Here is a 22835-nt window from a genome sequence, read left to right as displayed (position 1 = left end):
GGTGTCGTTACGCCGGCGCACCGGCGGGCACGGTCGGCCGGCGGCGGCGGTGCCACAGCACGCCCGCCCCCACCGCGACCAGCGCGGCCACGACCAGGGCGTCGGCCAGGGGCCGGCCCAGCAGCGGCAGGGTCGCCTGCCCGCCCGGCAGGGCGAGGAAGACCCCGCCCACCGAGGCGACGACCACCACGAGGCGGTCGGCCCGGACCCCCGTGAGGGCCAGGAACGCCAGCGGCCAGGCCAGGTACCAGGGCCACACCGCGGCGCCGGTCAGGACGATGGTCACGAAGATCCAGGCCGTGCTCCGCAGCACTCCCCACCGGGGCACCCGGGTGAGCAGGACCAGGCAGACCAGGGCGCCGACGGCGAGCGCGACGGCCCGCACGAGGTCCACCGGCGGGTCGCCGGGGTGGAGGACGACCGCGAGAGCCGTGGGCGGCGACAGCGGCTCGACGGCCAGGCCCGGCACCGACAGGTTCCGCACCCAGGTGAGCCCGTAGCCGCAGGCGGTCACGGCCACGAGGAAGACGGCCAGGCCCGTCCCGCCGACCTGCAGCAGCGTGCGCACGCGGCGGCGGGTGTCCGGGTGCCGCCAGGCGGCGTCGACCGCGATGACCGCGACGACGGCCAGGGCCATGATCTTCACCCCGGCCCCGAGGGCGCACAGCGTGACGCCGAGGTAGGGCCGGTGCAGCAGGGCGGCCCAGGCGCCGGCCAGCGCGAACACCAGCATGAGCGCGTCGTTGTGGCTGCCGGAGACGCCGTGGATCAGGACGAGCGGGTTGGCCGCGACCAGCCACAGCGTCAGCGCGGGGTCCAGGCCGCACAGCCGCGCGATGCGCAGCGCGATGACCGCCGAGACCACCAGGGCGAGCACGGTCAGCACCCGCAGCGCCACCACCATGGCGCGCACGTCCTCGTCCAGCAGCCAGCCGAGCGCGCCGATGAGCCGGACGAACAGCGGGCTGTACGGGGAGGCGTTCTCCAGCCAGATCTGCTCACCGCCGCGGATGCCGGGGATGTCCCCGGCGGCGGCCGGGCCGTCGACGAACGGCTGGACGCCGTGCTGCATGCTCGAGCCGACGGCGGCGTAGTGGTAGACGTCCGGGCTGAACAGCGGGATGCCGACGGCGAACGGGACGGCCCAGAGCGTCGCGACGACGGCGACGGCGCGGGTGCCCGCCCCCAGCCGCAGCGCCCAGCCGAGCAGCAGCCACGCACCGGCCAGCAGGGCGAGGGCCAGGCCGCAGAGCACCAGCGCGGGCCGGGCGCCCAGCCCGGTGCGGGTGAGCGCCTCGACGTTGAAGAACCACAGGTCGTCGGCGGCGACCTTCCGCCCGACGGAGGTGCCGGCCAGGGCCAGGTAGGCGGCCGCGAGCGTCCCGGCGACCGCGGCGGCGGCCAGCACCCACCGCCGCCGGCGGTCGGGCTCCGTGGTCGGCGCGGTTGCCGGGGTCGCGTCGCCGCGGGCCGTCGGGCTCGTCGTCACCGCGCCGCGCCCGGGTCGGCCGGCGCGGCCGCGGGGTCGGCCGGCGCGGCCGCGGGGTCGGCCGGCGCGGCCGCGGGGTCGCTGCCCGGCGGCGGGCCGGGGTCGGCGAGGAACAGCCCGAGCAGCTCCGCGGCCGCCACGGCGGGGGTGACCTCGCCGGCCAGCACGGCCCGCTCCAGCTCCGGCGCGCGGGACCGCACCCGCGGGTGCGCCCTCAGCCGGTGCTCCAGCCCGCTGCGCACGAGCTGCCAGGTCCAGCGGACCTGCTGGGTGCGCCGCCGCTCGTCGAACGCCCCCGACGCCCGCGCCCGGTCCTGGTGCTCGACCAGCTTCGCCCACACCTCGTCGAGCCCCTCGCCGGTCAGCCCGGCACAGGTCAGCACCGGCACGTCCCAGTCCTCGCCGTGCCCGCGCAGCATGCGGATCGCGCCGGCGAGCTCCCGGGCGGCCGTGCGCGCGTCGGCGGCGCCGGGGCCGTCGGCCTTGTTCACGGCGATCACGTCGGCGATCTCGAGGATGCCGCGCTTGATCCCCTGCAGCTGGTCGCCGGTGCGGGCGAGGGTGAGGAAGAGGAAGGAGTCGACCATCTCGGCGACGGTCACCTCCGACTGCCCGACGCCGACGGTCTCGACCAGGACGACGTCGTGGCCGGCCGCCTCGACCACGACCATCGACTCGCGGGTCGCCTGCGCCACGCCGCCGAGGGTGCCCGCCGTCGGCGAGGGCCGCACGAAGGCGCGCGGGTCGACCGACAGCCGCTGCATCCGGGTCTTGTCGCCGAGGATCGACCCGCCCGAGCGGGCCGAGGACGGGTCGACGGCGAGCACCGCCACCCGCGAGCCGGCCGCCGTCAGCGTCGTCCCCAGCTGGTCGATGAACGTCGACTTCCCCACCCCGGGGACGCCGCTGATCCCGACCCGCCGGGCACGGCCGGCGTGCGGGAGCAGCTCGACCAGCAGGTCCTGGGCGCGCTCGCGGTGGTCGGCCCGCCGTGACTCGACGAGCGTGATGGCGCGCGCCATCGACCGGCGGTCACCGGCCAGGACCCCCTCGACCAGCGCCGCGACGTCGACGGAGCCCATCAGTCGGTGGGGCCCATCAGTGCCCGAGACGCGAGGACAGCGTCCGCAGCAGGCCCTGGGCCGCCTCGGCGATGACCGTGCCGGGCAGGAACACCTCGGCGGCGCCCATCTCCTTCAGCGTCGGCACGTCGTCGGGCGGGATGACCCCGCCGACCACGATGACGACGTCGTCGGCGCCCAGCTCGGCCAGCGCCTCGCGCAGCGCCGGCACCAGGGTCAGGTGCCCGGCGGCCAGCGAGGAGACGCCGACGACGTGCACGTCGGCCTCCACCGCCTGACGGGCGACCTCCTCCGGGGTGGAGAACAGCGGGCCCACGTCGACGTCGAAGCCCAGGTCGGCGAACGCGGTGGCGATGACCTTCTGGCCGCGGTCGTGGCCGTCCTGGCCCATCTTCGCCACGAGGATGCGGGGCCGCCGGCCCTCGGCCTCCTCGAACTCCTCGGCCAGCCGGCGGGTCTCCTCGACCGGGCCGGACGCGCCTGCTTCGTCGCGGTACACACCGGAGATGGTGCGGATCTGCGCCTGGTGTCGCCCGTAGACGGCCTCCAGCGCGTCGGAGATCTCCCCCACCGTGGCCTTGGCGCGGGCGGCGTCGATCGACAGCTTGAGCAGGTTGGTGTCGAGGTCGTTGCCCCGGCGTCCCTCCGCGGCGGCGCGCGCGGCGTCGGTGAGCGCCGCCAGCGCCGCCCGGGTGGCCGCCTCGTCGCGCTCGGCGCGCAGCCGCTCCAGCTTCGCGGTCTGCTCGGCCAGCACCTGGGCGTTGTCGACCCGCAGCACCTCGATCGCCTCGTCGGCGTCCACCCGGTACTTGTTCACGCCGATGACCGGCTGCCGGCCGGAGTCGATGCGGGCCTGGGTGCGCGCGGCGGCCTCCTCGATGCGCATCTTCGGGATGCCGTCGTCGATGGCGCGGGCCATGCCGCCGTGCTCGGCGACCTCCTGGATGTGCGCCCAGGCGCGGCGGGCCAGGTCGTAGGTCAGCTTCTCCACGTAGGCCGAGCCGCCCCACGGGTCGGCGACCCGGGTGGTGCCCGACTCCTGCTGCAGCAGCAGCTGGGTGTTGCGGGCGATGCGGGCGGAGAAGTCGGTCGGCAGGGCCAGCGCCTCGTCGAGGGCGTTGGTGTGCAGCGACTGGGTGTGCCCCTGGGTGGCGGCCATGGCCTCCAGGCAGGTGCGGACGACGTTGTTGTAGACGTCCTGCGCGGTCAGCGACCAGCCCGAGGTCTGCGAGTGGGTGCGCAGCGACTGCGACTTGGGCGAGGTGCCGCCGGCCTCCTTCACGAGCTTGGCCCAGAGCAGGCGGCCGGCCCGCATCTTGGCGACCTCCATGAAGAAGTTCATGCCGATCGCCCAGAAGAAGGACAGGCGCGGGGCGAACGTGTCCACGCTCATCCCGGCGGCCTGGCCCGCCTTCAGGTACTCGACGCCGTCGGCCAGCGTGTACGCCAGCTCCAGGTCGGCGGTCGCCCCGGCCTCCTGGATGTGGTAGCCGGAGATCGAGATCGAGTTGAACCGCGGCATCCGCTGCGCGGTGAAGGCGAAGATGTCGCTGATGATCTGCAGCGACGGCCCGGGCGGGTAGATGTAGGTGTTGCGGACCATGAACTCCTTGAGGATGTCGTTCTGGATGGTCCCGGCCAGTTGCTCGGGCGCCACCCCCTGCTCCTCGGCGGCGACGACGTAGAGCGCCAGCACCGGCAGCACCGCGCCGTTCATGGTCATCGAGACGCTCATCTGGTCCAGCGGGATGCCGTCGAACAGCTGCCGCATGTCCAGGATCGAGTCGATCGCGACGCCGGCCATGCCGACGTCGCCCCTCACCCGCGGGTGGTCGGAGTCGTACCCGCGGTGGGTGGCCAGGTCGAAGGCGACCGACAGGCCCTTCTGCCCCGCGGCGAGGTTGCGCCGGTAGAACGCGTTGGACTCCGCGGCGGTGGAGAAGCCGGCGTACTGGCGGATCGTCCACGGCTGGGTCGTGTACATCGTCGGGTAGGGCCCGCGCAGGAACGGCGGGAGGCCCGGGAAGGTGTCCAGGAAGTCCACCCCGGCGAGGTCGGCGGGGGTGAACAGCGGCGGGACGTCGATGCCCTCGGGCGTGTGCCAGGTCGCGTCGGCGACGCTGCGCCCGGTCGCCTCCTCGTAGCGCTTGGCCCAGTCGTCGGCCGACGCGTGCGCCGCCGGCCGGCCGAGCTCGGCGGACCCGAAGTCGGGGATGCCGGTCATGCCTTGACTCCCAGCTGCTCGTGGGCGGCGCGCAGGACCTCGAGCGCGTCGCATCCGGCGTACACGTACCCGTCCACGCCGTCCACACCCAGCGACGGCTTGCCGGCCAGCCACACCGAGGTGGCGCCGGCGGCGCGCAGGTCGGCGGCCAGGGCGGCGGCGGACCCGGCGTAGTCCTCGTCGGTGCCGCAGATGCAGGCCACCGTCGTCCCCGCGCCGGCCAGGCCGCTCGCGCCGTCGGTGGCGGGGGTCTCCAGGCCGCCGGCCTGGAACAGGTTGGCGGCGAAGGAGGCGCGGGCGGTGTGCCGGGCCTCCGGGCCGATCGTGGCCAGGTAGACCCGCGGCCGGGTGGCCGCGGCATCGGCCGCGTCGCGCAGCTCCTCGAAGTCCTGCGCCGACCGCACCCGCGGCAGGCCGCCGCCGGTGGCCGGCAGCACCTCCACCGCCGGCTTCCGCTGCGGCAGCTTCTCGGTCAGGTTGGGGAACTCGCTGACGCCGGTGATCGCGTCGGAGCGCTTCGCCAGCCGCTTCCGCCGCTCCTCCCAGGCCGCGGTGACCCGCTCCCGCACGAGCCCGTCGGACAGCGCGCGGACGATGCCGCCGGCCCGCTCGATCTCGGTGAACCAGGCCCAGGCGGCCTGCGCGAGCTCCTCGGTGAGCGACTCGACGTACCAGGAGCCGCCGGCCGGGTCGAGGACGCGGGCGAGCGAGCCCTCCTCGATGAGCAGGCTCTGGGTGTTGCGCGCGATCCGCCGGGAGAAGGCATCGGGCAGGCCGAGGGCGGCGTCGAACGGCTGGACGGTGACGACGTCGGCGCCGCCCACGCCGGCGGCGAAGCAGGCGACCGTCGTCCGCAGCATGTTCACCCACGGGTCGCGGCGGGTGGTCATCACCGAGGAGGTGACGGCGTGCTGCCGCTGGCCGCGGACGTCGGGCGAGGCGCCGGAGAGCTCGCCGACCCGGTCCCACAGCCGGCGGGCGGCGCGCAGCGCGGCGATGGTCGTGAACTGGTCGGCGGTGGCGGCGTAGCGGAACTCGACCTGGGAGAACGCCTCGTCGACCGACAGGCCGCCGTCGGTGAGCGCGCGCAGGTAGGCCACCCCGGCGGCCAGCGAGCAGCCGAGCTCCTCGACGGCGCCGCCTCCGGCGTCGTGCACCACGGTGGCGTCGACGACGACGGTGCGCAGGCCGGGGTGGGCCAGCGCGCGGCGGGCGACGTCGGCGAGCTCGGAGAGGTCCTGCTCCTCCCCCGTCGCGGCCTGCACGCCGATCGGGTCCAGGCCCAGCGAGCCGCCGGGCGCCAGGTCGTCGCGGTCCTCCACCAGGGCCAGGAACGCGCCGGCGGCGGCCGCGCCGCCCTGCACGGTGACCGGCGCGAGGTCGAGGTAGACGTCGGCCAGCACCTCGCCGAGCGAGGCGACCGGGACGGCGCCCTCCCCGAGGACCAGCCACAGCGAGGAGACGCCGTTCTCCAGGTCGGCGGCGATCGCCTCGCGGGTGGCGTCGACGTCGGGGTCGGCGTGCCGCTGGCGGACGTCCCAGCCGGCCGGCACGTCGCTGTCGGCGCCACCGGCCGCGGTCTCGCCGCGCGCCCCGGCGCGGGCGCCCCGCACGAACGGCGACAGGCCGGGGACGCCGACCGCGGTGGGCAGGTCGCCGGCGTCCTCGGCGGTGTACAGCGGGGCGACGCTCACGCCCGTGGCGACGGTGCGGCGCAGGGCGTCCTCGGCGTGCTCGGGCAGGTCCTCGCGGCCGGCCTTGCGCAGCACCCCGGCCACGAGCTCGCGCCACTGCTCGCGGGTGGCCGCGGGGAACTCGCCGGCCAGCACCAGGTCCTCGGGGACCTCGTGCTCGGCCGGGACGTCGGCGTCGGCCGGGGCCGGCTGTGCGGGGGAACTCATCGACGGGCTCCGGTGCTGTCCGGGCCTCCGGAGAGGCGGTGCGCTGGGAACGTTCTACCGGCGGTCCCGCGGCGCCGGACGCCCGGGGGCCGGGGACCGCCCCTGCGAGGGAGTGCCGACGTCGGCCACCAGCGCGTGCAGCGCCGTGCGCGCCAGCAGCCGGACGCCGACCCCGATCGCCGTCTCGTCCACGTCGAACGTGCCGCGGTGCAGGTCCAGCGGCGGGCCGCCGCCGTGGGTGCCCAGCCGGGCCAGGGCGATGGGCAGCACGTCGGCGAACCAGCCGAAGTCCTCCCCGCCCATGCTCTGCGGCGACAGCCGCAGGTTGTCGGCGCCGACCGTCTCCATCGCCGCCGACCGCAGCAGCGCCACCGCCCGGGGGTCGTTGACCACCGGGGGGACGCCGCGGACGTAGTCCACCTCCACCCCGGCGCCGGTCGTGGCGGCGACCCGCTCGACCAGGCCGCGCAGCAGCTCCTCGGCCGACTGCCAGGCGTCGCGGTCCAGCACGCGCACCGTGCCGCGCAGCTGGCCGCGCTGCGGGATCGCGTTGGCCGCGACCCCGGCGTTGACCGCCCCCCACACGACCGACATGCCCGCGCGCGGGTCGACCTGCCGGGAGAGCAGCCCCGGCAGGTCGGTGATCAGCCTGCCGAGCGCGTCGACCAGGTCGACGGTCATCTGCGGCCGGGCGGTGTGCCCGCCGGGCCCGGTGAGGACGACGTCGATCCGGTCGCAGGCGGCGGTGATCGACCCGGTGCGCAGGCCGACCGTGCCCGCGGGCAGCGACGGGTCGCAGTGCAGCGCGAACGCCCGCGAGGCCCCGTCCAGGACGCCGGCGGCGACCACCTCGGTGGCGCCGCCGGGCACGGTCTCCTCGGCGGGCTGGAACACGCACCGCACGGTGCCGGGCAGCTCGTCGAGCGCGGCCAGCGCCAGCACGACACCGAGGACGACGGTGGTGTGCACGTCGTGTCCGCAGGCGTGGCACATGCCCTCGCGGGTGGAGGCGTACGGGACGTCCTTGAGGTCGGCCAGCGGCAGCGCGTCGATGTCCCCGCGGACGACGACGGTCGGCTCCCCCGACCCCACCTCGACCACCAACCCGGTGCCGGAGGGCAGCCGCTTGGGGGTGAGTCCCGCGTCGCGCAGCTTCTGCTCGAGGAAGGAGGTGGTCTCGAACTCGGCGTAGGCCAGCTCCGGGTGGGCGTGCAGGTGCCGGCGGACGGCGACCAGCCGCTGCTCCCGCTCCGACGTCCACCGGTCGACCGCCGCGGCCGCGCGCTCGACGACCGACGTCATGCCGCGGACCCGGGGGCGCTGCCGGGCCGGCCCGGCGGCGGGTCCGGCAGGCCGGCGTCGGGCGGGGCCGCGCCCAGGCCGTCGCGGAGCTCGGCGACCAGGGAGTCCACGACGGCGCGCAGGTCGCCGTCGTGCGCGGCCGCGACCGCCCGCTGCCGCTGGTACGAGGCGCCGGCGGCCAGCACCCGCTCGATGTCGGCGAGCTGCTCGGCGCAGCCGAGGCGGCGGGCGGTGGGCGCGAGGTCCTCGGCGAGGTCGAGCAGCGCCTGGCGCACCGGCCGGACCGTCTCCTTCTCGTCGACCACGATGTCGGCGTCGAGGCCGTAGCGGGCCGCCCGCCACTTGTTCTCCCGCAGCACCCAGTCCGGCGGGGTGGGCAGGGTGTAGCCGCGGTCGAGCTGGTTGTCGAACTGCTCGACCAGGCACTGCGAGAGGGCGGCCACCACGCCGATCTCGTCGAGGGTGGGCAGGCCGTCGCAGATCCGCAGCTCGACGGTGCCGAAGTCCGGGTGCGGGCGGATGTCCCACCACACCTCGCGCACGGTCTCGATCGCGTGCGTGGAGATCAGCGTCTCCATGTAGGTCTCGAACTGGTCCCAGCCGGAGAGCTGGTAGGGCAGGCCGGCGGTCGGCATCGACTCGAACACCTTGCTGCGCGCCGAGGCCAGCCCGGTGTCGGCGCCCACCCAGTACGGCGAGGACGCCGACAGCGCCAGGAAGTGCGGCACGTACTGGGTGAGCGCGTTGACGATCGGCACGGCCTTCTCCGGCGCGCGGACGCCGACGTGCACGTGCACGCCGAAGATCTGCAGCCGGCGGGCCAGCCACTGCATCTTCTCGACCAGCTGGAGGTAGCGCTCCTTCGGCGAGATGCGCTGGGTCTGCCAGTCGGTGAACGGGTGGGTGCCGGCGCACATCAGCGCCAGCCCGCGTCGCTCGGCGGCGGCCGCGACCTCGGCCACCGTGCCGGCGAGGTCCGCCTGGGCCTCGGCGACCGTGGTGCAGACGCCGGTGATGACCTCGACGGTCGACTGGAGCAGCTCGTGCTTGGCCTTGGCCGGCTCGGTGGCCCCCTCGGGGGTCAGCTCGGCCAGGATCTCGACCGCGCCGGCGCTGAGCTCGCGCGTCTGCCGGTCGACCAGCATGAGCTCCCACTCGACCCCGAGGCTGGCTCGCTCGGACGAGTTGAAGGGGATCTGCACCCTCGGAGTCTAAGAACGATCACGCAGTCCCACCGGTCGAGCGCGCGCGGCGCCACCGGCGGCGCCCGCGGGGCTACCCCCGGCGCACGCGGTGCCGGAGGTAGACCACCCCGGAGGAGAGGGCGCGGCCCTCGACCAGCTCGAGGTCCACCCGGCGCCGGTCGTGCCCGAAGTACGGGGTGCCGCCGCCGACCAGCACCGGGTGGACCCGAACCCGGTACTCGTCGACGAGGTCCAGCGCGGCCGCCTCGGCGGCGAGGGTCGCGCCGCCGATGGCGATGTCGCCCTCCCCCGGCTCGGCACGCAGCCGCTCGATCTCCTCGGCTAGTCCGGCGGTGGCCAGGCGGGCGTTCCCCCGCACCTCCGACAGCGTGGTGGAGAAGACCACCTTCGGCAGCGCCCGCCAGATCGTGGCGAACACCTGCTCCGCCTCGTCCAGCTCCGGGGCCTGGTCGGGTTCCCAGTAGAGCATCGTCTCGTACAGCCGCCGGCCCAGGAGGTGGACGCCGACGCCCCGGGTCTCGTCGGTCGCCAGGCGGAAGACCTCCTCGTCGGGCACCGACCAGTCGAAGCCGCCGTCCGGCCCGACGACGTAGCCGTCGAGCGAGGCGCTCAACGAGTAGGTCACGCTGCGCATGGGATCTCCTCCTCCGGAGCCGTCCGGACGGGCGGGACCGCCCGTCCGGGGTCGCCACCGGAGCCTGCCGCAAGACGGTGACCCGATCTGTGGACGCGCGTCTGAGCTGGGGATTCAGTCAGTCGTAGGCCTGCCGAGCCGCTAGGATCCGTACATGTGTTCGATCAGTGGTGACTCGTCCGACGAGGCCCTGCATGCGCTGTCCGACGGCGAGCTGCTCGCCGAGGTGGCCGCGCTGGTCGCCCTACGGAACCGGGTCGAGGCGCGGTTGACCGCCGCGGTGCAGGTGGCCGACGGGCGGCTGGCGTGCGAGCACGACGGGTTGAAGACGATGCAGGCCTGGCTGCGCACCCACACCGGGCTGAAGAAGGAGGCCGCCGCGGCGCTGGTGCACCGCGGCCGGGCGCTGGCGCTGCTGCCGGCCACCGCCGCCGCGTTCAGCTCGGGCGCGATCGGCGTCGAGCACGTCACCGCCATCGCCGCCATCACCACGGGGAAGCACCTGGCGATGGCCGCCGAGCAGGGCATCGACCTGACAGAGGTCGACCAGGCGCTGGCCACGATCGCCGCCGGGCAGAGCTTCCAGACCCTCGCCGAGGCTGTTCAGCAGTACCTGACCCGGCTGGATCCCGACGGACCCGAACCGGAGCCGATCACCCAGCGGTCGCTGCGGATGATCACGCATCCCGACAGCACCGTCACCCTCTACGCGGAGCTGGACGCGGTGGGCGGGGAGAAGGTGAAGGCGGTGATCGAGCCGATGGCCGCGACCTCCCGCTGCGCCGGGGACGAGCGCACCCCGGCCCAGCTCCGCGGCGACGTGCTGGTGCAGTGGGCCGACAACACCCTGGCCGCCGGAGCGGTGCCGATCCAGCGCACCCGCCGGCCGGGCATCGCCGCCGTGCTGGACCTGGACGACCTGGTCGACCCGGCGATCGGCAAGACCGCCGCGGAGCTGGGCTTCGGCGCCACCATCTCCGCCGCCCGCGCCCGCTGGCTCGCGTGCGACTCCACCGTCGCCCGGATCGTCATGGGCCCGAACGGGGAACCGATCCACCGCGGCCGCGAGGTCCGCATCGTCCCCGCCCCGCTACGCCAGCTGCTGGACCTGCGGGACCGGGGCTGCGTGTTCGCCGGCTGCGACGCCCCGCACTGGTGGTGCGAGGCCCACCACCGCATCCACTGGGCCTTCGGCGGCAAGACCGACCCGGACAACCTCGGCCTGCTGTGCGAGCGCCACCACGGCAAGGTCCATCACGGCTACCGCATCGAACGCGACCCCGACGGGCGCTGGCACACCTACCGCCCCGACGGCACCGAGATCCTCCTCGACCGGGACGACCTCCTCAGCCAGGCGGCCCTCGCCATCCAGCAGGAGCTCCCCGACCGCGACGCCGCCCACGACCCGGACGACGCGTTCGTCCCCGTCTGACCCCACCGGCCGCTGCCGGCCGGGCACCGGAACAGCGCCGCCGCCACCCCCACGGACACCGTCCGCGGGGGCAGGCGGCGTGCGCGGGGGCAGGCGGCGTGCCCGCGCGGTCGGCCGGTCGTCGGACGCGCGGCGACGGGTCCGCGGAGGCGTCCGGCCGCCCGCTTCCCGTGGCAGCGGGCTGGGCTACCGTCCGGCCCGTGAGCGAGCTGTCCCCCGGTCCCGATCCCGCAACCCTGGCCAAGCTGGCCGCCGACGACCTCCGGGCCGCGCTCGGCGAGGGGCACGACACCGCCGTCGTCATGGGCTCGGGCTGGGCCGACGCGGCGGAGGCCTTCGGCCCGGCCGACAACAGCGTCGCGATCGACGAGCTGCCCGGCTTCTCCGCCCCCGTCGTGGCCGGCCACGGCGGCGAGGTGCGCTCGGTGCGGGTCGGCTCCCGTCGCGTCCTGCTGTTCCTCGGCCGCACCCACCTGTACGAGGGCCGCGGCGTGAACGCGGTCGTGCACGGGGTGCGCACCGCGGCGGCCGCGGGCGTGCGCACCGTCGTCCTGACCAACGCCGCCGGCGGGCTGGCCCCGGAGCACCGGGTCGGGCAGCCGGTGCTGATCAGCGACCACCTGAACCTCACCGCCCGCTCGCCGCTGGTCGGCCCGACGTTCGTCGACCTGACCGACCTGTACTCGTCCCGGCTGCGCACCCTGGCCCGCGAGATCGACCCGTCGCTGACCGAGGGCGTCTACGCCGCCCTGCCCGGGCCGCACTTCGAGACCCCCGCCGAGATCCGCATGCTGCGGACGCTGGGCGCCGACCTGGTCGGCATGTCCACCGCGCTCGAGGCGATCGCCGCGCGGGCGGCCGGCCTGGAGGTGTTCGGCCTGTCGATGGTCACCAACGCCGCGGCGGGGATCACCGGCGAGGCGCTGGACCACCTCGAGGTGCTCGCCGCGGGCAAGGAGGCCGCCGGCCGGCTGGGCCACTTCCTCGTCGAGCTGGTGTCCCGGCAGCCGTGAGCCCGCTGGAGGAGGCGCGGGCCTGGGCCGCCGCCGACCCGCACCCCGGTGACCGCGCCGAGATCGAGGCGCTGGTCGAGGCCGCGTCGACCGATCCCGCGGCCGCCGCCGAGCTCGCCCGCCGCTTCGCCGGACCGCTCACCTTCGGCACCGCCGGGCTGCGCGGCCCGCTGCGCGCCGGGCCGGCCGGGATGAACGCCGCGGTGGTCACCCGCGCCGCCGCGGGGCTGGCCCGGTACCTGACCGGCGCCGGGCACACCGGCGGGGGCGTGGTGATCGGCTTCGACGCCCGTCGCCGGTCGGACGAGTTCGCGAGGATCTCGGCGTCGGTGCTGTCCGCGGCCGGGTTCGCCGTCCAGGTGCTGCCGCGCCCCCTGCCCACGCCGCTGCTGGCCTTCGCCGTCCGGCACCTGGGCTGCGTGGCCGGGGTGATGGTCACCGCCAGCCACAACCCGCCCGACGACAACGGCTACAAGGTCTACCTCGGCGACGGCGCCCAGCTGGTGCCGCCCGCCGACCGGGAGATCGAGGCGGCGATCGCCGCCGTCGGCGCCGCCCGCGACGTCCCGCTGTCCGACGACTGGGTCACCCTCGGCGACGACGTCGAGACCGACTACGTCGCCGCCGTGCTCGCGGCGCTGCGGCCGGAGGACACCCCCGCCGCCGACCGGGCCGCGCTGACGATCGCCTACACGGCGATGCACGGCGTGGGCGCGGCGACGACCCGCACGCTGTTCGCCGCCGCCGGGTTCGCCGAGCCGGTGGGCGTGCCGGAGCAGGACGCGCCCGACCCCCGCTTCCCCACCGTCTCCTTCCCCAACCCGGAGGAGCCCGGCGCGGTCGACCTGCTGCTCGCCCTCGCCGAGCGCACCGGCGCCGCCGTCGGCATCGCCCAGGACCCCGACGCCGACCGCTGCTCGGTGGTCTGCGGCGGCCGGCAGCTCACCGGCGACGAGGTGGGCGCGCTGTTGGCCGACTGGCTGCTGCGCCGCGGCGTCCGCGGCACCTACGCCGCCTCGCTGGTCAGCGGCTCGCTGCTGCACGCCCTGGCCGCCGCGCACGGCGTGCCGTTCGCCGAGACGCCCACCGGCTTCAAGTGGATCATCCGGGCCGGCGCACCGGGGCAACCGCTGGTCTTCGGCTACGAGGAGGCGCTCGGCTACGCCGTCGCCCCCGACGTCGTCCGCGACAAGGACGGCATGTCCGCCGCGCTCGCCGTGGCGCTGCTCGCCGCGGAGCTCGCGGCCTCGGGGCGCACCCTGCTCGACCGACTCGACGCGCTGGCCCGCGAGCACGGGCTGTTCGCCACCGGCCAGCTCTCGGCCCGGGTCGAGGACCTCACGCTGATCGCCGACGCCATGTCCCGGCTGCGCGCACGGCCGCCGGCCACGCTGCTCGGGCGCCCGGTCACGGTGACCGACCTGGCCGACGCCGACCCGCCGGTGGACGCCGTCCGGCTGCTCGGCGACGGCGTCCGCGTCGTCGTCCGGCCCAGCGGCACCGAGCCCAAGCTCAAGGCCTACCTGGAGACCGTCGTCCCGGTGCACGACGACGCCGGCGTGGTGGGCGCCCGCGGCCGCGGGGCCGACGAGCTCGACGCGCTGCGCGCGGAGATGTCGGCGGCGCTGGGCCTGTGACCGAGGTCCGCGCGCTGGTCTTCGACGTCTTCGGGACGGTCGTCGACTGGCGCGCCGGCGTCGCCCGGGAGGCCGCCCGGCTGCTCGGCGGGCGGGTCGACGCCGAGCGCTTCGCCGACGACTGGCGCGGGCGCTACGCCCCCTCGATGGAGGAGGTCCGCAGCGGCCGCCGCCCGTTCGTGCCGCTGGACCTGCTGCACCGCGAGTCCGTGGACGGCGTCCTCGCCGCCCACGGCGCCGACGACGTCCCCGCCGCGGTGCGCGACGAGCTGGTGCTCGCCTGGCACCGGCTGGACCCGTGGCCCGACGCCGTCCCGGGGCTGCGACGGCTGTCGGCGCGGTTCGTGCTCGCGCCGCTGTCCAACGGCGGCGTGGCGCTGCAGGTCGCGCTGGCCCGCCGGTCCGGTCTCCCCTGGGACGCCGTGCTCGGCGCGGAGGTGGTCGGCGCCTACAAGCCCGACGCCGCGGTCTACGACTCCGCGCCCCGGCTGCTGGGGCTGGAGCCGGGGCAGGTGCTGATGGTCGCCGCGCACACCGACGACCTCGCCGCGGCACGCGAGCGGGGCCTGCGCACCGCGTACGTGCACCGGCCGGACGAGTTCGGGGGGCGGCGCACCCCGCCGGCGGCGGACCCGGACGCCGACCTCTCCGTCGCCTCCTTCGGCGAGCTGGCCGACCGCCTCGGCGCGTGACCCGGAGACGTCCCCGGGGCTGCTGTCACGATGGGTCGTGCTGAAACGCGACCCGGACCGACCGGGAACGGCTCCTGACGAGGCGGCCGGCGGCCGCCGCGGGCTGCTCGACCAGCTCGTGCGGTTCGTCGTCGTCGGCCTGCTCGGCGCGGTCGTGGACCTCAGCGTCTACACGCTGGCCCTGCACCTGGGCCTGGGCACCACCGCCGCCCGGGCGCTCAGCTTCGTCGCAGGCACCACGACGGCGTACGTCCTCAACCGCCGCTGGGCCTTCCGGGTGGAGGGCTCGGCCCGGCGGGCGACCGGCTTCGCGCTCCTGTACGGGACGACGTTCTTCGTCATCCTCGGCGTCAACGCCCTGGCGCTGGCCGTGCTGCCCGAGAGCAGCTGGCGGATCACCCTGGCCTGGGCGCTGTCGCAGGGCTTCGGGACGGCGGTCAACTTCGTGATGCTGCGCCTCGTCGTCTTCCGGACGTGACCGAGGACCTCGCTGCCCGCGACGCGCCGCCGCAGCGAGGCCGAGGGGCGTGGCTGCGCGCCGCGGCGCTCGCCGTGCTGGTCGCCGGGGGCGTCGCGACGGTCGCCGCGGTCGACCTGCCCGCCGTCGACTCCGCCCGCGACTGGCTCGACGGCGCCGGAGCCGCCGGCCCGGCGCTGCTCGCCCTCGGGATCGGGGCCGCGCTGCTGGGGCCGGTCCCCCGCACCGCGCTGTCGGTGCTCGCGGGGCTGGTCGCCGGCTTCTGGACCGGGCTGGCGGTCTCGCTGGCCGGCGGGCTGCTCGGCGGGCTCGGCGCGTTCGCCCTGGGCCGGCTGCTGGGCCGGCCGGCGGTGGCGGCCCTCGCCGGCCCGCGGCTGGCGCGCGCGGACCGGTTCCTCGACACCCGCGGCTTCGGCACCGTCCTGACGCTGCGGCTGTTCCCCGCCGCGCCGTTCTCCGTGGTCAGCTACGCGGCCGGGCTCTCCGCGGTCCGGCCCGGCCCGTACGTGGCGGCGACCGCGCTGGGCCTGGTGCCCAGCACCGTGCTGCAGGTGGGCGCCGGCGCCTCGGTGCAGCACCTGGACCGGCTGGCCGACGCGCTGGCCACGCCGGCCGCGACCGGCACCGCGGTCGCGGCGCTGCTCGTCGCGGGCGGGCTCGCGCTGTGGTGGCGCCGGCGCCGCTGACCCGGTCAGGACGCGACGGCCTCCCGGCAGCCGGTGGCCAGCGCGCGCTCGGCGGCGGCGAGGACGGCGACGACGTCCCGGCCGAAGTGGACGTCGAGCGGGTGCGCCCCGCCGGTGAGCGCCGCCGCCTGCAGCTCGCCGACCGCGGCGGTGAACGACTCGACCGCCGCGTCCTGCTGCGGCAGCAGCACCAGCCGGCCGGCGTCGCCGTGCACGTAGAACTCCACGCCCGCCGACATCGGCGCCACCGTGTGCGAGACGGTGACGGTGCTCGCGACGCCGCCGGGGTGGTGCAGCACGAGGTGCACCGTGTCCCGCAGCCCGGCGGCGGCCTGCACCGCGACCACCGGCCCGAGCGCCGGCACGAGCAGCGACAGCGCGTGCGGCCCGACGTCCCACAGCGCGCCGTGCTCCTGCCGCCACGGGGAGGCGGCGAACGGCGAGCCCGCGATCGAGCCCAGCCAGCTGCCCGCGCCGCCCTCGAGCCGGGTGCGGGCGGCCTGGGCGAGCCAGGTCGAGGTCGCCGGCTGGAAGCGCATCGTGAAGAACACGACCGAGGCCACGCCCGCCTCCCGGACGGCGGCTGCCAGCCGGTCGGCCACCGGCAGGCTCAGCCCGGTCGGCTTCTCCAGCAGCAGGTGCTTGCCGGCCGCCGCGGCGCGCTCGGCCAGCGGCGCCTGCACGTCCGGCGGCAGCGCGATCGAGACCGCGTCGGCCCGCGCGAGGACGGCGTCGAGGTCGTCGGTGCCGGGCACCTCGAACTCCGCGCCGGCCTCGGCCGCCTTGCGCCGGTCCCGGCCCCAGACGGCGACGAGCTCGGCGTCGGGATGGGCGGCCAGCGCGGTCGCGTGCACCGCCCGGGCCCAGAACCCGGTGCCCAGCACGGCGAAGCGCACGGCTCAGACCGCCCCGAACTGGCGGTCCCCCGCGTCGCCGAGGCCCGGCACGATGTAGGCGCTGTCGTTGAGCCCCTCGTCGACGCTGGTGGTGAACACCCGCAGCGGGAGCCCGCTCTCCTCCAGCCGGCGCAGCCCCTCCGGCGCGGCCAGCACGCACAGCACGGTGATCTCGGTGGCGCCCCGCTCGGTGAGCAGGCCGCAGCAGTGCACCAGCGACCCGCCGGTGGCCAGCATCGGGTCGAGCACGAACACGTGCCGGCCGACGAGCGTCTCCGGCAGCGAGGCCATGTACGCCTTGGGCTGGAAGGTCTCCTCGTCGCGGGCCAGCCCGACGAAGCCCATCTGCGACTCCGGCAGCATCCGGTGCGCGACATCGGCCATGCCGAGCCCGGCCCGCAGCACCGGGACGATCAGCGGCGGGGCGGCGACCCGGTAGCCCGTCGTCGTCGTCACCGGGGTGGTGATCGGCTCCTCGGCCACCGCCAGGTCGCGGGTGGCCTCGTAGACCAGCATCTGGGTGAGGTCGCGCAGGGCCGCGCGGAAGCTCGCGTTGTCGGTCCGCTCGTCGCGCATGTGCGACAGGCGGGCGCGGGCGAGCGGGTGGTCGACGACGGTCAGCTGCACGGGCGCCACCGTAGCGACCCGGTGGGTGTTGACCAGCGCGGTCTCCTCGGCGACCGTGTCCGGCCGTGACCCCCTGCCCCCGGACCCGCCGCCCGTGGCGCACCTCGGGCAGCGTGGACGTCGTGGTGCCCGGCGACCCCGCGGCCGTCTACGCCGTCGTCGCGGACGTGACCCGCATCGGCGAGCGCAGCCCGGAGTGCCACCGGGCGGTCTGGCTCCCCGGCGCACCGCCCGGCACCGTGGGCGCCACCTTCCGCGGCTCGAACCGGGCGGGCTGGGCGGCCCGCTGGTCGCGCCGCTGCCAGGTGCTCGCCGCCGAGCCCGGCCGCGCCTTCGCCTTCCGCACGCTGCCCACCGCGGTCGTCCCGGACTCCACCACCTGGCGCTACGACCTCGAGCCCGCCGACGGCGGCACGCGGGTCACCCACTCCTACGCGATCACCCGCCCCCTGCCGCGGCCGCTGCGCGCGCTGGCCGGCGCCCTGCTCCCCCAGCACCGCGACATGCGCCCGCAGATGCGCGCCAACCTCGAGGCCCTGCGCGCCCAGTTCGCCGCCGTCCCCACCTCCTGACCCGGGCGGGTGGCCGCGGGTCGGACCAGGGCCCGCCGCAGGGGATGATGGCCCGCATGACGCACGTGCTCGACCCGCACGCCCCGACGGCGGGGACCCCGCCGCGGCGCGAGCCCCCGGCGCCGTACGCGGACGTGACCCGCTCCGACTCGGCCTTCCGCGCCTTCCTGCACGGCCTGCCCGGCGTCGACCAGGTCGGCGCCCAGTCCCGCGTCGCGGTGCTCGGCACCCGGTCGATCAAGACGACGGCGAAGGCCTGGGCGATCGACACCGCGATCTCGATGGTCGACCTGACCACCCTCGAGGGCGCCGACACCCCCGGCAAGGTGCGCTCGCTGGCCGCCAAGGCCCGCCGCCCCGACCCGGCTGACCCCACCTGCCCGCCGGTGGCCGCGGTCTGCGTGTACGGCGACCTGGCCGGCGTCGCCCGGGAGGCGCTGGCCGGCACCGGGATCCACGTCGCCGCCGTCGCCACCGCGTTCCCGAGCGGCCGCGCGAGCCGCGCGGTGAAGCTCGCCGACGTGCGGGACGCCGTCGCCAACGGCGCCGACGAGATCGACATGGTCATCGACCGCGGCGCCTTCCTCGCCGGCCGCTACCTCGACGTCTACGACGAGATCGTGGCCGTCAAGGAGGCCTGCGGCGACGCGCACCTCAAGGTCATCCTCGAGACCGGCGAGCTGGTCACCCTGGACGCCGTCCGCCGCGCCTCCTGGCTGGCGATGCTGGCCGGCGGCGACTTCATCAAGACCTCCACCGGCAAGATCTCCCCCGCCGCCACGCTGCCGGTCTGCCTGGTGATGCTCGAGGCGGTCCGCGACTTCCGCGCCGCGACCGGCCGCCAGGTCGGCGTCAAGCCCGCCGGCGGCATCCGGACGACGAAGGACGCGATCAAGCACCTCGTGCTGGTCAACGAGACCGCCGGCCCCGACTGGCTCTCCCCCGACTGGTTCCGCCTCGGCGCCTCCAGCCTGCTCAACGACCTGCTCCTGCAGCGGCAGAAGCTCCGCACCGGCCACTACTCCGGCCCCGACCACGTCTCGGTGGACTGACATGAGCGTCTTCGAGTACGCCCCCGCCCCCGAGTCCCGCTCGATCGTCGACATCGCCCCCTCCTACGGCCTGTTCGTCGACGGCGAGTTCGTCGACGGCTCCGGGGAGGCCATGAAGACGGTCAACCCGGCCACCGAGGAGGTGCTCAGCGAGGTCGCCGTCGGCACCGAGGCCGACGTCGACCGCGCGGTGAGGGCCGCCCGCCGGGCGTTCACCCGCGTCTGGGGGCCGATGCGCCCGGCCGACCGCGGCAAGTACCTGTTCCGCATCGCCCGGCTGCTGCAGGAGCGGGCGCGGGAGTTCGCCGTGCTGGAGTCGCTGGACAACGGCAAGCCGATCCGCGAGTCCCGCGACGTCGACGTCCCCCTGGCCGCGGCGCACTTCTTCTACCACGCGGGCTGGGCCGACAAGCTGGCCCACGCGGGCCTCGGCCCCGACCCGCGGCCGCTCGGCGTGGCCGGGCAGGTCATCCCGTGGAACTTCCCGCTGCTGATGCTGGCGTGGAAGGTCGCCCCGGCGCTGGCCACCGGCAACACCGTCGTCCTCAAGCCGGCCGAGACCACCCCGCTGACCGCGCTGCTGTTCGCCGAGGTCTGCCGGCAGGCCGACCTGCCGCCGGGCGTGGTGAACATCGTGACCGGCGCCGGCGAGACCGGGCGGGCCGTGGTGGAGCACGACGACGTCGACAAGGTCGCGTTCACCGGCTCCACCGAGGTCGGCCGGTCGATCGCCCGGGCGGTCGCCGGCACCCGCAAGAAGCTGACCCTGGAGCTGGGCGGCAAGGCGGCGAACATCGTCTTCGACGACGCCCCGATCGACCAGGCCGTCGAGGGCATCGTGCAGGGCATCTTCTTCAACCAGGGCCACGTCTGCTGCGCGGGCTCGCGGCTGCTGGTGCAGGAGAACGTGCACGACGAGGTGATCGCGGCCCTGCAGCGGCGGATCGGCACGCTGCGCGTCGGCGACCCGCTGGACAAGAACACCGACCTCGGCGCGATCAACTCCGCCGAGCAGCTGGCCCGGATCCGGGAGCTGTCCGACGTCGGCGAGGCCGAGGGCGCCACCCGCTGGCAGCCGGCCTGCGACCTGCCCGACCGCGGCTTCTGGTACCCGCCGACGGTGTTCACCGGCGTCTCCACCGCCAACCGCATCGCCCGGGACGAGGTGTTCGGCCCCGTGCTGTCGGTGCTCACCTTCCGCACGCCGGACGAGGCCGTGGCCAAGGCGAACAACTCCACCTACGGCCTGTCGGCCGGCATCTGGTCGGAGAAGGGCTCGCGGATCCTGGCGATCGCCGACCGGTTGCGCGCCGGCGTGGTGTGGGCCAACACGTTCAACCAGTTCGACCCGACGTCGCCGTTCGGCGGCTACAAGCAGTCCGGCTACGGCCGCGAGGGCGGCCGGCACGGGCTGGCCGCCTACCTCTCGACAGGAGACGAGCAGTGATCGGCGGCGAGCGGCTCGCGGTCCGCAAGACCTACAAGCTGTACCTCGGCGGCGCGTTCCCCCGCTCGGAGTCCGGGCGGACCTACGAGGTGACCGACGCCAAGGGCGGGTTCCTCGCCAACGCCGCGTGGGCGTCGCGCAAGGACGCCCGCGACGCCGTCGTGGCCGCCCGCGGCGCCTTCCCGAAGTGGTCGGGCGCGACCGCCTACAACCGCGGTCAGGTGCTGTACCGGGTGGCGGAGGTGATGGAGGGCCGGCACACGCAGTTCTGCGAGGAGGTCGCCGCCGGCGAGGGGCTCTCCTCCGGCCGGGCGCGGGCCGCCGTCGACGCCGCCGTCGACCGCTGGGTCTGGTACGCCGGGTGGACCGACAAGCTCGCGTCGGTGCTCGGCAGCGCCAACCCGGTCGCCGGGCCGTACTTCGACTTCTCGCTGCCCGAGCCCACCGGCGTGGTCGCCGTCCTCGCCCCGCAGCGGTCGTCGCTGCTGGGCCTGGTCAGCGTGCTCGCGCCGGTGCTGGCGGCCGGCAACACCGCCGTCGTCGTCACCTCGCGGAAGCGGCCGCTGCCCGCGGTGACCCTCGGCGAGGTGCTGGCGACCAGCGACGTGCCCGGCGGGGTGGTCAACCTGCTCACGGGCGACGCCGCCGAGCTGGGGCCCTGGCTGGCCGAGCACGACGACGTCGACGCCATCGACCTCACCGGCGCCCCGGCCGAGCGGGCCATGGAGTTCGAGCGGGAGGCGGCCGGCAGCATCAAGCGGGTGCTGCGCCCGCCGGCCGAGGAGCCGGACTGGACGGCGGATCCCGGGCTCACCCGCATGCGGGCGTTCCTGGAGACCAAGACGGTGTGGCACCCGAAGGGGTTCTAGAACCCCCGGGCGCGCTCCCGGCCCGACCCGGCAGGATGGGCGGGTGGCCAGGCCCAGCATCGTCCCCATCGCGCTCACCCTCGACGACCGCACCGGATACACCCTCTGGGCGCCGCCGTGGGAGGAGGACGGCGAGGAGTGGCAGGCGTTCCTCGGCACGACCGAGGGCGCCACAGCCCGCGTCCACCTGTTCCCCACCCCGGCGGCCCTGGCGACGTTCTGCCGCACCGCCAGCGACCACGACCTGGCCGACCACCCGGTGTGGCCGGTCGTCACCGGGCTGGGCGCGGCCGACCTGACCCCCGACGACGACCACCGCTACGACCTCGACGGCGTCTACGACATCGCCGCCGAGAACCCCGACCGCTGGGCCGTCGAGGAGCTCGCCGCGACGATCGACATCGTCCGCGCGCTGGCCGAGTGCCTGGACACCAGCGACGACGAGGACGACGACGAGTTCGCCGGTGACACCCCCACCGACGACGACCCCGAGTTCGACCCGGACGTCGACGTGGAGCGGGACCCCGAGACGGCCACGGCCTGGCGCGGCGGCGAGTTCGCCGCGCTGGCCGAGCTGGTCTCCCGCCCCGAGGTCGGCTCGCTGGGCCTGGGCGTCGACGCCTTCGCCGGCCGCGCCGGGGAGGACGCCTGGGTCGGCATGGGCTCCGCGCTCGACGAGCTGTGGGAGGACGTGATCGAGGAGCTGTCGGCGCACCTGGACTGGACCGGCGCCGGCACCGTCCGCGTCGAGGACTACCCGTCCGCGGCCGAGGCGGACGAGGACGACGAGCCCGAGGACGACGAACTCGACGAGGAGGCCGCCGGCGACACCGCCGGGGCCCGGGCCGCGGCCGGGGCTGCGGCCGGTACGGCGGCACGGGCGCCGGCACGGGCGACGGCACCGGCCGGGGGCGCCTCCGCCGCGCCGGCGGCCGCCGCCGGCACCAGCGCCATCCGCGGCGGCAGCCGGATCACCGCCTCCCCCGCCGCGGTGGCCGCCGCGGCGCCGTTCTGGGAGGGCGTGGGGATCCTGCCGGTCGAGCTCGTCGTGCCGGAGGGCGCCGGGCTGACCCTGCGCTGCTACGTCGAGGACGAGGCCCGCTTCCTCGGCCGCGACGGCGAGGTCTACCTGTTCGCCACCCCGGCGGAGCTGGCCCGCTTCTGCGCCGGCGACGAGGAGCACGACCTGACCGGCATCGCCTCCTGGCCGGAGGTCGCCACCACCGACACGCCCCCGCTGCCGGCCGAGCAGGACCGCTACGACCTCACCGAGCTGGCCGAGGTGCTCGCCGAGGTGGCCGACGGCGCCGCCGGCCTGGTGACGCACTCGGCGCTGGCGCAGCCGGTGGAGGGCGTCCGGGACGTCGCCGAGTACGCGCGGCTGACCCGGGTCGACGAGCTGCTCACCCCGCCGGCGCCGCTGGGCCGGGCGCTGGCCCGCGCCGACCGCGAGCCCGAGGCCACGCTGCGCGCCGAGGACGCCGCCGCGGTGCGTGCCGACTGGGACGAGGTCGTCCGGGCGGTCGAGGGCGCGCTGGTCTTCCACGACTGAGCGCCGTCGGGCATACTCCCGCGACCGCCGCCCGACCGGGGCGGC

At 76.0% G+C, this 22835-nt stretch carries 20 protein-coding genes; 11 read left to right on the top strand and 9 right to left on the bottom strand.

Going from position 1 to position 22835, the window contains the following annotated elements; genetic code table 11:
* Nucleotides 1-7 precede the first annotated feature (7 nt).
* The 7 genes from mptB to ACI79F_RS07235 all read right to left on the bottom strand — a co-directional run bounded on the left by mptB (nt 8) and on the right by ACI79F_RS07235 (nt 9837).
* Nucleotides 8-1489: a polyprenol phosphomannose-dependent alpha 1,6 mannosyltransferase MptB gene (gene mptB / locus ACI79F_RS07265; RefSeq protein ID WP_456545812.1), complete on the bottom strand. Its 1482-nt coding sequence runs from the start codon at nt 1487-1489 to the stop codon at nt 8-10.
* On the bottom strand, nt 1486-2571 hold the full coding sequence (meaB, locus tag ACI79F_RS07260; RefSeq protein ID WP_456545813.1) for a methylmalonyl Co-A mutase-associated GTPase MeaB: 1086 nt from the start codon (nt 2569-2571) through the stop codon (nt 1486-1488). The genes mptB and meaB overlap by 4 nt, the downstream gene beginning before the upstream one ends.
* 16 nt (nt 2572-2587) lie before the next feature.
* Nucleotides 2588-4795 carry a methylmalonyl-CoA mutase gene (scpA, locus tag ACI79F_RS07255; protein ID WP_456545814.1) on the bottom strand — a complete coding sequence of 736 codons (2208 nt, stop codon included), beginning with the start codon at nt 4793-4795 and terminating at the stop codon, nt 2588-2590.
* Nucleotides 4792-6696, bottom strand: a complete 1905-nt coding sequence (locus ACI79F_RS07250) for a methylmalonyl-CoA mutase subunit beta (protein WP_456545815.1) — start codon at nt 6694-6696, stop codon at nt 4792-4794. The genes scpA and ACI79F_RS07250 overlap by 4 nt, the downstream gene beginning before the upstream one ends.
* A gap of 54 nt (nt 6697-6750) precedes the next feature.
* Complete coding sequence (locus ACI79F_RS07245) at nt 6751-7998, bottom strand: amidohydrolase (protein WP_456545816.1); 1248 nt, start codon at nt 7996-7998, stop codon at nt 6751-6753.
* Nucleotides 7995-9200 (bottom strand): glutamate--cysteine ligase, encoded by a 1206-nt coding sequence (locus ACI79F_RS07240; RefSeq protein ID WP_456545817.1) that lies wholly within the window; start codon nt 9198-9200, stop codon nt 7995-7997. Before ACI79F_RS07240 ends, ACI79F_RS07245 begins: the two co-directional genes overlap by 4 nt.
* A 73-nt stretch (nt 9201-9273) precedes the next feature.
* Entirely contained in the window at nt 9274-9837 is a 564-nt protein-coding gene (locus ACI79F_RS07235; protein WP_456545818.1) for a dihydrofolate reductase family protein, read from the bottom strand.
* 154 nt (nt 9838-9991) lie between these two features.
* Between ACI79F_RS07235 and ACI79F_RS07230 the strand changes: the two genes are divergently transcribed.
* The 6 genes from ACI79F_RS07230 (at nt 9992) to ACI79F_RS07205 (ending at nt 15775) form a co-directional block, all read left to right on the top strand.
* Complete coding sequence (locus ACI79F_RS07230; RefSeq protein ID WP_456545819.1) at nt 9992-11269, top strand: DUF222 domain-containing protein; 1278 nt, start codon at nt 9992-9994, stop codon at nt 11267-11269.
* A gap of 200 nt (nt 11270-11469) precedes the next feature.
* Nucleotides 11470-12282 carry a purine-nucleoside phosphorylase gene (locus ACI79F_RS07225; RefSeq protein WP_456545820.1) on the top strand — a complete coding sequence of 271 codons (813 nt, stop codon included), beginning with the start codon at nt 11470-11472 and terminating at the stop codon, nt 12280-12282.
* Nucleotides 12279-13919, top strand: coding sequence for a phospho-sugar mutase (locus ACI79F_RS07220; protein ID WP_456545821.1), 1641 nt, complete (start codon nt 12279-12281; stop codon nt 13917-13919). Before ACI79F_RS07225 ends, ACI79F_RS07220 begins: the two co-directional genes overlap by 4 nt.
* The gene (locus ACI79F_RS07215) at nt 13916-14611 is read left to right on the top strand and encodes a haloacid dehalogenase type II (protein ID WP_456545822.1); all 696 of its coding nucleotides are present in this window, start codon (nt 13916-13918) and stop codon (nt 14609-14611) included. Before ACI79F_RS07220 ends, ACI79F_RS07215 begins: the two co-directional genes overlap by 4 nt.
* A gap of 37 nt (nt 14612-14648) precedes the next feature.
* Nucleotides 14649-15089 carry a GtrA family protein gene (locus ACI79F_RS07210; RefSeq protein WP_456545823.1) on the top strand — a complete coding sequence of 147 codons (441 nt, stop codon included), beginning with the start codon at nt 14649-14651 and terminating at the stop codon, nt 15087-15089.
* Nucleotides 15086-15775, top strand: a complete 690-nt coding sequence (locus tag ACI79F_RS07205) for a TVP38/TMEM64 family protein (protein WP_456545824.1) — start codon at nt 15086-15088, stop codon at nt 15773-15775. The genes ACI79F_RS07210 and ACI79F_RS07205 overlap by 4 nt, the downstream gene beginning before the upstream one ends.
* A 5-nt stretch (nt 15776-15780) precedes the next feature.
* On the opposite strand, the gene ACI79F_RS07200 is transcribed toward ACI79F_RS07205, so the two are convergent.
* Nucleotides 15781-16671: a Gfo/Idh/MocA family protein gene (locus ACI79F_RS07200; protein ID WP_456545825.1), complete on the bottom strand. Its 891-nt coding sequence runs from the start codon at nt 16669-16671 to the stop codon at nt 15781-15783.
* A 3-nt stretch (nt 16672-16674) separates the two neighbouring features.
* Nucleotides 16675-17298, bottom strand: coding sequence for a uracil phosphoribosyltransferase (upp, locus tag ACI79F_RS07195; RefSeq protein WP_456545826.1), 624 nt, complete (start codon nt 17296-17298; stop codon nt 16675-16677).
* 65 nt (nt 17299-17363) lie between these two features.
* On the opposite strand from upp, the gene ACI79F_RS07190 reads away from it, so the two are divergent.
* The 5 genes from ACI79F_RS07190 to ACI79F_RS07170 are packed head-to-tail and all read left to right on the top strand — an operon-like array spanning nt 17364 to nt 22790.
* Nucleotides 17364-17870, top strand: coding sequence for an SRPBCC family protein (locus tag ACI79F_RS07190; RefSeq protein WP_456545827.1), 507 nt, complete (start codon nt 17364-17366; stop codon nt 17868-17870).
* 56 nt (nt 17871-17926) lie between these two features.
* Nucleotides 17927-18922 (top strand): deoxyribose-phosphate aldolase, encoded by a 996-nt coding sequence (deoC, locus tag ACI79F_RS07185; protein ID WP_456545828.1) that lies wholly within the window; start codon nt 17927-17929, stop codon nt 18920-18922.
* Between the two features lies 1 nt (nt 18923).
* Nucleotides 18924-20369 (top strand): aldehyde dehydrogenase family protein, encoded by a 1446-nt coding sequence (locus tag ACI79F_RS07180; protein WP_456545829.1) that lies wholly within the window; start codon nt 18924-18926, stop codon nt 20367-20369.
* Entirely contained in the window at nt 20366-21238 is an 873-nt protein-coding gene (locus ACI79F_RS07175; RefSeq protein ID WP_456545830.1) for an aldehyde dehydrogenase family protein, read from the top strand. Before ACI79F_RS07180 ends, ACI79F_RS07175 begins: the two co-directional genes overlap by 4 nt.
* A 43-nt stretch (nt 21239-21281) precedes the next feature.
* On the top strand, nt 21282-22790 hold the full coding sequence (locus tag ACI79F_RS07170; protein ID WP_456545831.1) for a hypothetical protein: 1509 nt from the start codon (nt 21282-21284) through the stop codon (nt 22788-22790).
* The last annotated feature ends 45 nt before the right edge of the window (nt 22791-22835 follow it).

The organism is Blastococcus sp. SYSU D00868, from assembly GCF_054050575.1.
This window is presented reverse-complemented; position numbering and strand designations above follow the sequence as displayed.